16 protein-coding genes are annotated in these 14881 nt (G+C 54.5%); all 16 read left to right on the forward strand.

The features are described from left to right. Positions 1–20 precede the first annotated feature (20 nt). Positions 21–554: a hypothetical protein gene (locus ACW73I_RS00350; protein ID WP_458027205.1), complete on the forward strand. Its 534-nt coding sequence runs from the start codon at positions 21–23 to the stop codon at positions 552–554. Positions 555–598: 44 nt separating this feature from the next. Next, positions 599–919, forward strand: a complete 321-nt coding sequence (locus ACW73I_RS00355; protein ID WP_458027464.1) for an integration host factor subunit beta — start codon at positions 599–601, stop codon at positions 917–919. A 200-nt stretch (positions 920–1119) separates the two neighbouring features. Then, complete coding sequence (traL, locus tag ACW73I_RS00360) at positions 1120–1401, forward strand: type IV conjugative transfer system protein TraL (protein ID WP_458027206.1); 282 nt, start codon at positions 1120–1122, stop codon at positions 1399–1401. Then, positions 1398–2009 (forward strand): TraE/TraK family type IV conjugative transfer system protein, encoded by a 612-nt coding sequence (locus tag ACW73I_RS00365; protein WP_458027207.1) that lies wholly within the window; start codon positions 1398–1400, stop codon positions 2007–2009. The genes traL and ACW73I_RS00365 overlap by 4 nt, the downstream gene beginning before the upstream one ends. After that, positions 2006–2983 (forward strand): TraK protein, encoded by a 978-nt coding sequence (locus ACW73I_RS00370; protein WP_458027208.1) that lies wholly within the window; start codon positions 2006–2008, stop codon positions 2981–2983. Before ACW73I_RS00365 ends, ACW73I_RS00370 begins: the two co-directional genes overlap by 4 nt. Beyond that, positions 2983–4362, forward strand: coding sequence for a TraB/VirB10 family protein (locus tag ACW73I_RS00375; protein WP_458027209.1), 1380 nt, complete (start codon positions 2983–2985; stop codon positions 4360–4362). The genes ACW73I_RS00370 and ACW73I_RS00375 overlap by 1 nt, the downstream gene beginning before the upstream one ends. 27 nt (positions 4363–4389) lie before the next feature. Next, complete coding sequence (locus ACW73I_RS00380) at positions 4390–5214, forward strand: DsbC family protein (RefSeq protein ID WP_458027210.1); 825 nt, start codon at positions 4390–4392, stop codon at positions 5212–5214. 5 nt (positions 5215–5219) lie between these two features. Next, a complete protein-coding gene (locus ACW73I_RS00385) occupies positions 5220–5720 on the forward strand; it encodes a TraV family lipoprotein (protein ID WP_458027465.1) in 501 nt (166 codons plus the stop codon). A gap of 126 nt (positions 5721–5846) precedes the next feature. After that, positions 5847–6146, forward strand: coding sequence for a TraA family conjugative transfer protein (gene traA, locus ACW73I_RS00390; RefSeq protein ID WP_458027211.1), 300 nt, complete (start codon positions 5847–5849; stop codon positions 6144–6146). Positions 6147–6158: 12 nt separating this feature from the next. Next, the gene (locus ACW73I_RS00395; RefSeq protein ID WP_458027212.1) at positions 6159–6416 is read left to right on the forward strand and encodes an RRXRR domain-containing protein; all 258 of its coding nucleotides are present in this window, start codon (positions 6159–6161) and stop codon (positions 6414–6416) included. Further along, positions 6413–8827, forward strand: coding sequence for a type IV secretion system protein TraC (gene traC, locus ACW73I_RS00400; protein ID WP_458027213.1), 2415 nt, complete (start codon positions 6413–6415; stop codon positions 8825–8827). The genes ACW73I_RS00395 and traC overlap by 4 nt, the downstream gene beginning before the upstream one ends. Next, a complete protein-coding gene (locus tag ACW73I_RS00405; RefSeq protein WP_458027214.1) occupies positions 8817–9134 on the forward strand; it encodes a hypothetical protein in 318 nt (105 codons plus the stop codon). Before traC ends, ACW73I_RS00405 begins: the two co-directional genes overlap by 11 nt. Continuing rightward, positions 9112–9657 carry a signal peptidase I gene (gene lepB, locus ACW73I_RS00410; RefSeq protein ID WP_458027215.1) on the forward strand — a complete coding sequence of 182 codons (546 nt, stop codon included), beginning with the start codon at positions 9112–9114 and terminating at the stop codon, positions 9655–9657. Before ACW73I_RS00405 ends, lepB begins: the two co-directional genes overlap by 23 nt. Further along, the gene (locus ACW73I_RS00415) at positions 9644–10852 is read left to right on the forward strand and encodes a TrbC family F-type conjugative pilus assembly protein (RefSeq protein ID WP_458027216.1); all 1209 of its coding nucleotides are present in this window, start codon (positions 9644–9646) and stop codon (positions 10850–10852) included. The genes lepB and ACW73I_RS00415 overlap by 14 nt, the downstream gene beginning before the upstream one ends. Next, complete coding sequence (locus ACW73I_RS00420; protein ID WP_458027217.1) at positions 10849–11880, forward strand: TraU family protein; 1032 nt, start codon at positions 10849–10851, stop codon at positions 11878–11880. The genes ACW73I_RS00415 and ACW73I_RS00420 overlap by 4 nt, the downstream gene beginning before the upstream one ends. 4 nt (positions 11881–11884) lie before the next feature. Continuing rightward, entirely contained in the window at positions 11885–14662 is a 2778-nt protein-coding gene (traN, locus tag ACW73I_RS00425) for a conjugal transfer mating pair stabilization protein TraN (protein ID WP_458027218.1), read from the forward strand. Positions 14663–14881: the final 219 nt, after the last annotated feature.

The raw sequence follows: 14881 nt of genomic DNA on the forward strand, positions 1-14881 counted from the left end.
GATTAATCTAAGCAGTATCTATGGACTTTATAAAACTATGCGTGGGCGAGCGCTTCGATCATGACATGCCGGAAGAAGGGATGAGTATCGTTTTGGCTAATGGTGCGCCGTTATTGACTTTTAATTTTTCAGTTTCGCCGGGCGAAATCCAAGCCTTTCTGAATGGCACCGCCTCGTTCGCGTTATTTGCCGAACAAAACCATCTGTTCTTTTTGTTTAAAATTGAAGGCTTTCTGGATTGGTCGGACTTGGCGTTTAACATTCATCTTGCAGGCGATGAGAGCATCGATGACGGTGACGCCTACTTGCCTTTTAATCTGGTCTTGGTGGAACCAGAAACCAAAATTGTCAAAGGCCTACGCATGGTGACCGTTTCACCGCACTTCAGATCAAGACTGGCTGAGTTGATCCGAAAACAAGCCGCAGAGCCATTCGATACGAGGGCCTATTATCAAGCAATTGGCAGTCTGTACGATCAATATCCCGCTGCCAGTGATTTGCTCAAGCAGGCCGTTATCGTCGAACAGGGTGGCAAGACATTGCCAGCGCTGTAATGATCTAATCACCAACACCCACTGTTACAAATCACCGATTGGACATACACCCTAGAATGACGAAGTCTGAACTTATCGAACGCATCAGTCTTAAATTGCCACACTTGTTGCAACGCGATGTCGAAATGGCCATCAATATCACAATTGATGCGATGACCCATCATCTGGCACAAGGCGAACGTATTGAAATCCGGGGATTCGGCGGATTTTCAGTCAATCAGCGAGCTGCCCGCATGGGGCGTAACCCGAAAACAGGCGAACAAGTGAGTTTGCCTATTCGACACGCGACTCATTTCAAACCCGGCTTGGATTTGCGTGAGCGCGTCGAACTGTCAAGAACCGAGTTTCCCATCACTGATGATTAAATATAACACCCTCCGTGATACCTAAAAGCAACCCTGGTAATTTGCAGTTAAAGGCAAATTACCCAGTCTCTTGATTCCATTCAGTCCGTTTTTTAAAAAAAAATCTTCACTCGTGCAATAAAAGTCGTATTTGACCTTTATTGCAGGCAACTCGCCTAAAATCATTTGCAAAATAATGACCATCCCAACCGGAGGTCATTATGGAACCCGTTGCCATCCCCCAATCAATCGACGATCCGATCCACATTTTATTGTGGAGCGCGGACGAGATTGTACCCTTCATGGTCAGCATGCTGACCGGCATGTTGATCGATCAATTTATTCCAGGCTTAGTGCTGGGATTCATTGCGGTCAAATTCTATCGTCGATTCCGCGATAACCGGCCTGACGGCTACACCTTGCATACATTGTATTGGCTGGGTCTGTTACCGAGTCGCGCGCAGAGCATTCCCAATCCCTATATCCGTCGATTTCTGCCATGAGATGGTCGGAGTTTCTGCAAACTTGGGACGGGCACGAGACCGAGAACCGGTTTAGCCGCGTCGTCATCATCGGCCTGCTCGTAGTTTGCGTGATCACTTCGCTGGCCGCTTGGCGCACCGAGCGCAGCATTATCCTGGTGCCGCCGACCTTGACCCAGGAAGTCGAAGTCACCCGTAGCCAGGCATCCAGCGAGTTCAAGGAGTCCTGGGGCTTGTTCCTGGCGGAACTGTTGGGCAATACCACCCCAGCCAATGCCGACTTTCTGAAAACCGCGGTTGAGCCGTTATTGGCGCCGGATATTTACCGCAGTGTCCTGGATGCCATGAGCGATCAAATCAAGGCCATCAAAATGGACCGGGTCGCAATCAGTTTCACCCCGCGTCATGTCGACTACGAAGCCGAGACCAACAAGGTCTTCGTCAGCGGCGAACTCAAAAGCCAGGGTCCCAGCTCCAAACCGGACGTCAAACCCCGTACCTACGAATTCATCATCGCTATCAAAAACTATCGGCCCCGCCTGGAATACATCGACGTATATCCCGATTCCCCTAGAACATTGGCCCGTTTGCAAGCTACCCAAGGCCAACCGCATGAGGCTCAACCATGAAACCTGTATTACCTGTCTGGCTATTATTTTGGATTGCCTGTTCGGCATGGGCCGTCGATGACCTACCCGTAACGGTATTGCCACCAATAACCACCGAGGCCGAAGAGTCATCCGCATCGCCATCACAGTCAGTTGCCTCATCGCAGCCCGATTTAGGCATCGAGTTACCACCAGTCGATGCCAGCATCTTGAAAGCCGCCAAGCAGCAAGCGAAGGCTGCAAACTCAGCATCCGCCACTTCGCTCGGTCCACAGCATATTGCGGTCAAACCCGGCATCAACGAACTGATGCCGATTGCCGTTGGCCACTTGAATCGTCTGGTCACGCCGTTCGAACATCCAGTGGTCACGACCACCAGCCAGGCGACTACCAGTACCAAAGGAAAAATCGTCTATGTCGCCACCGCGGATGAAACGCCGGTGACGTTATATATCACCCCCGGCGACAACCAGGACATTGCCTTGTCGCTGACCTTGATTCCCAAACGTATTCCGGCCCGAGAAATTCACCTTGATCTGGATAAAGACAGCTACCAATTACTGAACCAATGGCAACGCTCTGATGCCGACAACCGCAATTCAGGTCAACAGGAACAAGCTTACATTAGCCAACTGAAAACCTTGTTTCGGGATTTGGGTTTGCAAAAGACCCCAGCCGGTTATTCGCTACGCGAACCCAAGCCACAGGAGCAAATTCGCTGCCTGCAAGACCCCGTGCAGATTAAAACCGGCCAAGTTCTGGAGGGGCAGGATCGGCTGATTCTGGTGGGGCTTGCCCAGAATACCGGCGGCGAGATACTCGAATTCGACGAACGCAGTTGCGCGACCACCCAACAAGACGTGCTCGCCGTGTCGGTTTGGCCCAATGTGGTGTTGAAACCCCATGAAGCCACCGAATTGTATGTCGTGATCCGACAATCGCCTGAGGCATTGTCCACCTTGCGACCTTCGTTACTGAGTGGAGGACAACCCTGATGGCCAGCGTCGATACCTGGTGGACCCGCTTGAGCCCGGCTGCTAAACGCAATCTGGCCGTCGGTGGTATCGGTACTGTGCTGTTGGCCGTCATCATCGCGTTAGCCACCGTCACCCCGGAAGTCAGCAAGCCGCTCAGCAAACAGGCCACCATTCAACATATATTGACCGATAGCGATCCACGCTCGCTGGGCATCGACGGCATTTCCGCGCAATTGCGGGATCTTCTGCAGAAAAACGACGAGCAAGCCCGCCGACTGGCCGCGATTGAAGAACAGCAGCGGCGTGAACAGCAATCCGACGAACTGCGTTTCAAACAATGGACTGCAGCGGAGCGAGAAGCCTATGAAGCCAAGCTGCAAGCCGTTACTGGTGAAGTCGAGTCGTTGAAGAACAAAGCATCCACACCGTCAACGATTGGCGCCACAGGCGACATCAACCAACCATCATTGGGTCAGCCTCCACCCGGAAGACCATCAAACCTTCGTCGGAGCAACACGCCGTTCGATAACAGCCAGGACGATCTCAACCGTGTATTCGAACAAGCGGCTATTCCTGGACCGACACAGGGCAATACCGGCGTCTCGGGAGGACGAGCCAATAGCCAAGCGCCGGCAGCGATGCAGATTCGCGTCATTCGAGAAGGTGCCGAGCAGTCAAACAGTAAAGACAAAGACGCTGTTCCGAACAATGCTCACGGCAATTCACAGCCAGCACACGCCAACAGCGATGCTTTCATCCCGGCCGGCAGCATTTTAACCGGCGTATTGCTGAATGGTCTTGATGCACCGACCGGTCGCAAAGCCAAGAAAGAACCCATGCCGGTGCTGTTCCGGATCAAGAAGGAAGCCATTCTGCCCAACCGTTTCCACGCCGATGTCCGCGAGTGCTTTCTGCTGGCCGCGGGCTTTGGCGATTTGAGTGCCGAGCGCGCCTACTTTCGCGGCGAGACCTTTTCCTGTGTGCGCCAGGACGGCGGCGTGATCGAAGTGCCGATGAATGCCTATGCCACCGGCGAAGACGGCAAAAATGGGGTGCGTGGCCGCGTGGTGTCGAAGCAAGGCGCATTGCTCGCCCAATCCATGATGGCCGGCTTTTTACGCGGCTTTTCCGATGCCTTCGGCCGTAACCAGATTCCGGTACTGATGACCGGCGGCATAGGTGCCTTATCCGGTACCACACCGTTCCAAAGTGCCTTTTCCTCGCAATCGATGGAAGGTGGTGCATTGAAAGGCGCGGGCTATGCCATGGAACGCTTATCGCATTTTTACATGGACATGGCCGAGGAGATTTACCCCGTCATCGAAGTCGATGCCACCCGCCAGGTCAACTTCATCGTGCAAAAAGGCACGGCGCTGAAGCTGAAGTCGCCGAGCTGATTCCTCAATCCAAACCCAAAGGTCGTTATGACGCTACGCCACATTTCATTATTTCTGGCCTCGCTATTTAGTGCCACCATGGCCCTGGCCGCTAATCCACCCAAACCGCCGGTCTCGGACATTGCCGCAGGCCTGTTGTCTATCAAGATCGACGGCATGCAGGACTTGCCGATCTCAGGTCTGAAGATGGTCAAATCCGGAGACCAAACCGTGTTTATTTCCAGCAACGGCCGCTTTGCCTTTTATGGCGGCAAATTGATGGACATCTGGACCCAGCAGGAAATCAAGGAGCTAGCGGACATCGACAAGATTGCCAACCGCATCGATCTGTCGCGGATGAAACTCAAAGCCGACGATCTGGGCGCGGTGAGCGTCGGTCACGGCAAAGGCCAAGTCCTGGTATTCATCGATCCGCGCTGCCCATACTGCGGCAAGGTCATGAATGACCTGCAAGCCTTGCAAGACCAATACACCTTCAAGCTGGTAATGGTCCCCATCCTCGGCCCCGAATCGCAAAACCTCGTCGTGCAATTGGCCTGTCAGCTTGGCGCGAGCGATGCCAAAACCAAAGATACCGTTCGAGATCGACTGTTGAAACAGGATTACACCGGCTTGCCAACCGAACCGCCCACTCAGTGCAATAAAGAGCCGCTGCAAAAAGCCGTGGTCACCGCCAAGCTGTTAGATTTGAAGGGCGTGCCGTTTCTGATCGCCCCGGACGGCCGCACCCACAGTGGCGCACCCGAAGTGTTAGCCGATTGGTTGGCCGACAAACCGAAACCATCGCCTAGTGTGGCAACAACACCCGCTACAAACGCCCAAAACGCCAACGCACCGGAGAAACAGCCTTGAAACCCATGCACCCAAATTCCCTGATTTTCATCAGTCTGTTGCTGATGGTGTTAACCACCGGCTGCGCCACCACCGAATACGCCTGCAAAGGCATGCCTGACGAACCCAGCTGTCTGTCGACGACGCAGGCCTATCAGGTCACCAATACGGCCTTACCGGAAACGCCTCCGGAAAATAGCTCGAGTTCGGAGTCAACTTCATTACCGACATTCGCACCGCCGTTACAACAACCCGTACCCAAGATCGAAGATCCCACGCCGATTCGCACGCCCTCGCAGGTCATGCGTATCTGGATCGCGCCTTGGGAAGATGCCGACGGCGATTTGATGGTCTCCAACTATGTTTACACCGAACTGGAACCGCGGCGTTGGATGATCGGCAAGCCGGCACCGACCGCCAGTTCGTCGTTGATTCCTTTACAAGTCGAACAACGCTTACCCGAGAAACGGCCGACTGTCGATGTTAATGACGATGACAGCCCGTTATCTCGACTGGAGCCAAAGTAACCCTCCACTTTACCGCAGGCCACACCCCTTGCGAGACTCAGCGGGCGACCGCTTTACAAACGCCGGAATTGATCTTCCGAGATTCGACGGGCAACCGTCTATTTCTTAACACTTGAGGTCGTTTGAATGAAGTCGTCCACTCGAACTGGGGTCTTGCTGGCCCTGGCATCGTTATTTTTTATGTTGATGGCATCCGACGCCATGGCCGGTACCGGCGGTACCGAGTTCAGCAACGTCTGGACCTTGTTGACCGGTTGGGTCGAAGGTTTGCTCGGCCGCATCATCGCCATCGTGTTCGTCATCGTCGGTCTGGTCGCCGGTGTCGTGCGCGGCAGCATCATGGGCTTTGTCCTGGGCGTTGCCAGCGGGGTCGGCCTGTTTGCAGCGCCGACCATCATTACCAACATCGTCACCGCGACGATTTAAGGATCGTTCACCATGACCGGTCAATCATCCGATACCGAGACCACGATGGGCAACCGTCGCCACTCGCGCGACTGTAAAGACGGCAAATCCGTTCGGGTTCAAGCGGCCAACGGCCACCCGCTCAATCCCTGCCATCCGGCCAGAGCACGGGAATTATTACGCAAAAAATGCGCGATTCGGGTTTGCCGGCATCCCTTTACGATTCGCCTGCGTAGTGAGCGTCAAGTCGAACCCCTGCAACAACTGAACCTAGAGGATCATACCCCATGACCACTGCGCATCGCCCTCGTGCCGATCAGTTATTCACGGTACTGGCTTATGAGTACGAGCATCATCTGTTCTTACTGGCCGATAGTAGCCTTGGCTTCGGTTTTCTGTGTCGTCCCATGACCGGCGCCGATGCGAGTGTGTCCGCGCGGGTCAATGTGTTACTGAACCAGGACTGGCCGCCCGAAACGTTATTACAAGTGTCACTGTGGACTTCGCCGGACATCGAGGAATCGCTGGCCATCATGCAGACCCGGCGATTGAAACAACAAAAGCCGACCTATAAAACCATGACTCAGGCCAGTATCGATTTCTTGCGGCGCGGCACAACCAAAGCCCCGGAAGCGATTTCGGGGGCACGCCTTCGACGCAGCCACATTCTGGTCACGGTCAAACTGCCGATGGCCTATCCCAGACCCAGTGAACAAGACATCCGTCGAGCCAGCGAATTGCAAATGGCCACCCAGCAATCACTGGCGACTATCGGTTTGTATCCGGAACTATTGGGTGCCGATCAGTACGTACGCATCCTGAACACAATTCTCAACTGGCAGCCCGATGCCGGCTGGAAAGACCGCGTCGTACCCGAGTGCGATCCGACCCAACTGATCCGCGACCAATTGCTGGATTACGACAACGCCTTACAGACCGACGAAAAAGGGATTTGGCTTGGCTCAAAACGCGTCAAGACGCTGTCCGCAAAACGCACACCCGATCATTTTTACTTTGGCAGCGCCAAAAGTTACTTGGGCGACATTCTCTCAGGCACGCGTGGCATTCGCCAGAATGCTTTGCTCAGTCTGACCCTGCATTATCCCGATGCCGAATCAACCCGTACCCGGCAGGAAGGTGTGCGGCAATTCATTACCAACCAGGTCAATACACCAATCGCCCGGTTTTTGCCGGTGTTGGTGCAGCGTAAACACCATTTCGACGTGTTGTTCGATGCCTACCGTGACGGCGACCGGCCAATCAGGGCCTATTTCGGTGTGTTGCTGTTTTGCGACGAACAAGAAGAAGCGGCGGCGGTGTCCAATGCCCGAGTGTATTTTCGGGAGCTGGGTTTTCAGCTGTTGGAAGACAAGTATTTCTGCCTGCCGTTTTTCCTGAACTGTTTGCCCTTTGGTCCCGAGCGTTCGGCGATTGCCGACCTGAAACGCTACCGCACCCTGGCTACCCGGCATGCGATTCCGTTATTGCCGCTATTTGGTGATTGGGCGGGCACCGGTACGCCGACCTTGAATTTCGTTTCCCGTAACGGCGAACACATGGCCGTATCGCTGTTCGATACCACCGGTAACTACAACCTCTGCATTGCCGCCGAATCCGGCAAAGGCAAATCCTTTCTGACCAACGAGATCATCGTCAGTTACCTGACCGAAGGTGCTCAAATCTGGGCGATCGATGTTGGCCGCTCCTATGAAAACCTTTGCGAAGTTCTGGAAGGCGATTTCGTGAAATTCACCCACGGTTCCAACATCTGCATGAACCCCTTCGAGATCGTGCAAAACTTCGAGGAAGAAGCCGATATGTTAGCGGGATTGGTCAGCCAGATGGCGGCACCGACCGAGAAACTGACCGATTTTCAAACCGCCGGTCTGAAACGTATTCTCAAGCAACTGTGGACCGAAAAAGCACAGGCCATGTCCGTGGACGACATTGCCAAGCAACTGTGTGCAGAAACCGATCAACGCTTAAAAGATGTTGGCGAGCAGCTGTTTCCCTTTACTACTCGAGGCGAATACGGTCGCTACTTCAATGGCCGCAACAACGCCAAATTTGCCAACGACTTTACGGTGCTGGAACTCGAAGAACTCAAGGGCCGCAAGCATCTGCAACAGGTTGTGTTGCTGCAGCTGATCTACCAAATCCAGCAGGAAATGTATCTTGGCGAACGCAACCGGCCCAAGATCGTCATCATCGACGAAGCCTGGGATCTGCTCACCGAAGGCGATGTCGCCAAGTTCATGGAGCACGGCTACAGGCGGTTTCGAAAATATGGCGGCGCGGCGGTGACGATTACCCAGTCGGTGAACGATTTATACCGCAATGCTGCAGGCCGTGCCATCGTCGAGAACTCGGCCAATATGTACTTGCTCGGTCAAAAAGCAGAAGTCATCGAAGGCATGAAACAGGATCGGCGATTGCCACTATCGGATGGCGGCTATGAATTGCTCAAAACCGTGCATACCTTGCCCGGCGCCTATTCCGAGATTTTCTTCATCACCGAAATGGGTTCCGGTATTGGCCGCCTGATCGTTGATCCGTTCAAACGCATTCTGTTCTCCACCAAGCCCGAAGACGTCAACGCCTTGAAGCAGCTCCGCCGGCAAGGCTTGAGTTTGGGTGATGCCATTCAACAACTCATCGACAACCGCAGCAGCAAACCCAGGGAAAATAGTTATGGATCCTAAATCGCAATGGCTCAGCACCGTTTTAGTCGCAGCCTGTCTGGGCGGCGTCAGCGGTTGGCTGGCGACACAACAGCAGCTACAACAACCCTTGGCGCGCCTGAATCTGGTCACACCTGTGTTCGTGCTCGATCGCGTCAAACTGATTCAAAGCATTCCACCCAATGCGAGCCAGGAACACATGGCCAAGATCGTCGAGGATTGGCAGGGTCAGGCCCAGAAACTCAGTGATGCGGGTTATCTGGTGATCGATTCGACGGCGGTGGTGGCTGCTCCGGAGGATGTCTATGTTAGACAGGCCGGACACTAAACGTAGGATTAAACCGCGGTTCCGTTCTCGGCCGCGTTTAGGACAGTTTCTGCTCAAGGCGGTACCGATCTTGTTGCTGGTGTTAGCTGCGGAACGCTATATCGGCCAACGCTTTCTGATCGGCGGCGACGACCAGGTCGACCGTTGTCTGCCGGACAAATGGATTTACCTGATCGATACCCACAATAAAGACATCTGGCGCGGCGATTTGATCGCCTTTCGCGCCGAACGCATGGCGCCCTTTTTCAAGGATGGACAGATCATCGTCAAAATCGCTGCCGGCGTCACGGGCGACACCATTCACGTCGACCCGCAGCACACCACGATCAACGGTGAACGGATCATCGACGGACTGCCCTTGACAGAGAAACTCAAAAAGCCGGCGACCCAATTCAAACGTCATGAAACCATTCCACCCGCTGCCTATTGGGTGACAGGGCAAACCGACAAAAGCTTCGACTCGCGCTATTGGGGCTATGTCTACGACCATCAAGTGATTGGACGGGCCTATGCGTTGTTTTGATAGGTCTCAACATCCTTGGCGGCAATCGGTGGTCTGTTTATTCTGTTGGTTCAGTGTGCAGGCGGTCCAGGCGGAGGAAGCCTGGCTGCAACGTTCTCAGGCCATCATGCAAGCGTTGGAAAGCCAGCCTCGACCCGACTGGTTGAATGGACAAGCTGAACAGTTGGACATCAAGCGTCAGGCTCAACAAGCCTTGGAAGCCTCACAATCGATTCGCGCAGATGCGCTATCAACAAGAACCACAAAATTGGAAAGTGGGCTACCGGCAACCCCTTCGAACAAAGCACTCACACTGTTATTTGTGTCCTTCTCGCTGGGTGAGTCCGCGCTGAAAGACATCTTTGAAGAGGCCTCAGACCGGGGCGATGTGTTGCTGGTGTTTCGCGGCCCCAAGCCAGGCCAAAAGCTACCGGCATTGATGGCTGACCTCAAACGATTGCTGAAAGGCATCGAGCCGGTGCCCAACATCATCATCGATCCCACCCGTTTTCAACAATGGTCGGTGATATTGGTGCCAGACATCGTTGTCGAACAGGATGGGAAACTCCCGCTACATGTTCGGGGTGTCAGCAGCCTGTCTTGGCTGGACGAGCAGATCAAAGCCGGCAAACAAGGTGATTTGGGAACCTTGGGTGATGTCGGCGAGATTGCCGAAATCGACTTGCTCGAAGAGATCAAACGCCGGATGGCAGCCATCGACTGGAAGCAAAAGCAGCAGCAGGCGATTGCTCGGTTCTGGGCACTGCAGAAATTTGAAGACTTACCCACGGCTCAGGAGAATCGCGACCGGACCGTGGATCTGACCATCACCGCCCCGCGCGATCTGACTGCACCCAATGGCCAATTGATCATCCGGGCCGGACAAACCGTCAATCCGCTGGACAATATGCCGTTTGGTTTATGCCTGATGGTGTTCGATGCCACGGTGCCTGCTCAAGTCGAGCTGATTCGGCATCAATCCTGCCAGGATAAACAGGCTCGCGTGATGTATTTGGCCACGTCGCTGCCGCGTCAGTCCGGGTGGGACAACTTACAGCGTTTGGAAACTGAACTTCAGGCACCGGTGTACTTATTGACACCGGATGTGCGCCGTCGTTTTCAGTTACAGCATGCGCCGTCTGTCGTCGAACAATCCGGCAACCAGTTAGTGGTTCGTGAACGAAAATTGCCTGCCTCAACAGGAGAACGGTCATGAAGCAATGGATTTTACCTTGGGCGTTGGGAGGTTTGGTGACTTTGGCGACCCCGGTCTATGCCGAAACCACCACCAATAGCGTTGATCCGTTGTGCTCGGACGCCGAATTGTGGTCCGGCAAACTAATTACCGATATTTGCTGGAGCTGTCTGTTTCCGATTCGCGCTGCCGGGGCATCGTTGGGTGGTGGCAACGTGCCGAGTATCGCGACCGACGAGAAGTTTTGCTTCTGTACCGATCCAATGGGTATTCCTGAATTGGGCATGACCATGGGCCTATGGAATCCGGCCCGGCTAATCGAGATCGTCCGCAATCCCTGGTGCTCACCGGCACTGGGCGGCCATAAGTTCAGTGCTTCGAATGTGCGCTTGATTGCCACTACCGGCAAGGCCGACTTCGATGCCAGCGAGATGTCGTTTTTCAATTACCACTACTTTGCCTTCCCGCTGACCATCCTGCTGGACCTGTTTTGGGATGACCGCTGCAACAGCGATGGCTATCGGGATTTCGATTTGTTGTACGTTTCGGAACTGGATCCGACCTGGAATAGCGACTTGCTGGCGTTTTTTACCAGTCCGGAAACGGCGTTGTTTGCCAATCCGGTGGCGATATCGGCCTGTGTCGCCGATGCGGCCGCAGCGGCCACCGGCAATCCGTTGGACGCTTTGTTCTGGTGTGCCGGTGCTTGGGGGCATATGTATCCTTTGTCCGGCATTTCCCCGACCAGCTACGGCACCGATCCCAGAATTACCAGTTTATTAGCCACACGCGCCACGGCCTCCTTGCACCGGCGCGGGCTAGCCTGGAAAACCTCCGGTAACGATGCATTATGCGGCGGCACTATCTATCCCTTCATTCCCAAATCGCAATACCGGCTATCGATGTTTTATCCAGTGGCGGAAACTGAATCCAATCACGCCATTGGCGAAACCACATTCAAATGGGGTGCAGGCCGCACTTATCCAGGGCCGGGCGAAGATCATCTATATCTGCTTTGGTCTTGGCGTGACTGTTGTGTTGGTTTATAAGACGATGAGAGAATTTTTTGAACCCCACGCATTTGTCACGCAAAGCCTGTCAGCGATACTGTGCGTTACGCTGGCCTGGACGCCTTTTGGCGTCTCCTGGGCGGATGCGATTCAGGCGGCCGGACGCGATGGTCAACAATTGGGGCAGCAAGTCCTCGGCGGCTTTGCGTTTCCGCTCGATACCGGCAACGGCACGCTGACCTTGAATCCAGGGACGGCTCAGGAAAGCGCCATTTCGATCGGTACCTTGTTTCCGGATACAAATAGCACTTCCACCACAACCAGCGACTTTGCCAATCTCTACGGCAACAATCCCGGCACACTGGCTGCGGGTCTGGATGCACAGACCGTCTTGAACGGCGAAACCAGCTTCACCGGCGAAGCCTATCGTACCCTGATGGACAATGCTCACCAGTCACACCCGGACTTACAGGCTGACTCACTCTGGCAAGCCGGCGATCAGGTGTTCAGCGATTTCACCCCGTGGGCACAGTCGTTCGCGGACTGCACGACCACGACGACTCAAACCGAAACCCAGCAAGCGGTGCGGATCCCGGATTACCAGCTCTGTCTCAGGCAACCGACGGTACCGCAAAGCTGTACCTCCACTCACCAAGTCAATGTCGAACCCTTGATCCGCTTCGTCAGTGGCGATGGTGGGTTTTCCAGTTGCGGGCCAGGCTGTATGGATTTGTATGTCGGCCGAGTCGGTGACGATTACTGGGAATCGGATTGCGGCTTGTTTACTTGGCAGGTCCAATACGAGGTTTTGCATCCTGAGGCCATCACCAGCGCCACGCTGGAATACGTCAAGTACGATGACCACACTCGGGTCTATTACGATAATCAATTGATCTATACCGGTGCCAGCGGCTGGTTTGGGGATTGCGAGCTTTACACCAGTTGGAACGAATATCCCAACACTAATGTGCTGTATGCCTTCAACAGTAGCGGCATCAAGGTGTTCAAAGAAGAAACCCGCGTTTCCGGACGCGGCGAAGGTTATTCGCGAATTCGGCTGCGCTATGACCTGTCGAAACTGATCACCCAGGACGAATGGAGCTGGAGTGGGCCAAATTGTCAGAATCTGGCCAACGCAATTACCGATGGTATTTGCCAAGCCGGCAGCCAAATGAGTTGCACGAACGATCCCGCCAACGCTTCAGGTTGTTACGTCGATCCGACTTCGCAAGTCATGGTCTGCGGCTCGGACTTGGCCCAAGCCCCGGTGGCCAGCTCAAGTGGGATAAGCAATACCTGTATGAACATCCAGGCTGCTGGGAACTGCGATCTGAATCAGTACGGCCAATGCTGGACCGATACCGCCGGCACACACTGTTTGGAGCCGCCAGCGAACGGTATACCCAACAAAACCTGTGATTCGTTGGAAACCCAAGGCTGCTCGTTCATCAAAAGCCAATGTACCAGTGTATTGGCCTCCGGCACTTGCTGGGACAGCGTCGATACCTACGACTGCGGGCAAACGGTGGGTATTCCCGCGATCCAAAGCCATACCCAGCAGCAGTGTGCCGGGCCGATTCGCTGCATGGGCGAAGATTGCATTACCGTGAATCGCACCCAGAGCCAGGATTTCAGCAAGGCGGTCGCGTTACTCAACAGCGCTCAGCAAATGGCGATGGATTTACATTGTGACTATGCCAATGCCGACCTGCAGCAAAAGGATCCGACCACCTGTGAGGTATTCCAAGGCAAACCGGCCAGTTGCAAGATGGTCGGCGGCGCGTTGAGTCTGGTCGATTGCTGCGAAACGCCGGAGGGAGCCATGGGTTTGGGACGGTATATCGATTTACTGTTGGCAACCAGTCAGATGGATAGTGCCGTCATGGCCATGGATAGCACTTCGGCCATTCGAGGCGCCTGGGAAACCATGCGCACCCCGTTTACGCTGGCCGGCGATGCCTGGAACAGTTTTCAGGCGGACTTTGCCTCGACAGTGAATGACCTGGTCGGCACCGACATGCTCAGTACCAGTGATATTGCCTCGCAAGGCTTGCTCGACTCGCTGAAAGGCGAATTGATGAAGTCCGTGGCGGAATGGATTGGCCAGACCTTTGGCGAAGCGGCCGGCAATGCCTTGTTCAGCGCCGGTGGCCAGGCGGCCTTCGACTCGGCGGGCAACTTGACCCCGGCTGCACAGTCGGGCGGCGTTGAGCTGGGTGGTGGTGCCGCGGTCGCCGGCGAACTGCTCAGCACCCTGATGACTGCGTATACGGTAGTGATGATCATCATCATGATCATCCAGATCGTCTACTCCTGCGAAGAACCGGAATACGAACTCGCCGCCAAAAAACAGCTTAAAGTCTGCACGGACCTCGGTACCTTTTGCGAAAGCAAGGTGGCTGGCGTGTGTTGGGTGCGCAAGGAAAGTTATTGCTGCTATAACTCGCCGCTAGCACGCATTCTCAACGAACAAATCAAACCGCAGTTGGGCATGGATTTCGGTACGCCGGAAAGTCCCAGTTGTACCGGCATCAAAGTTGGTGACTTGGATCGTGTGGACTGGACCCAAGTCAATCTGGACGAGTGGTTGGCAATTCTGGCTCAGACCGGGCATTTGCCGACCGCTGCCAACGCCGCGTCGATGCTCAATCTCGATCAACTCACCGGCACCGGCAGCCGACTCAATCCCCAGAAATACGGCGCATTCTCCAGCGGTCGCCAAGACACTTTGACCCGCACCCAAGGCAGGATGACCGATCTGGATGTGCCTACGGTCAAACGGCAATCGGAACTTGAAGGCTGGGGTATGGGGCCGCAATGAGCGGCCTAGACCATGCTGATCCACGCTGAACTACTGCTTTTAGACCTTTGCCGACTTTGGAAACAGGTAATTTAGACGATGCAGACTACTGATACGAGGTTACAGAGATAGCATTAAGGGCCAAATGCTATGCGTCCTAAATGAATCCGAGGAGTCTTACTTTAACCATAATAGTCAATGAGACAGTTTCATTGGCAAATGAAGATGTGCTGATCTGAC

This window comes from Methylomonas sp. MgM2, assembly GCF_054172045.1.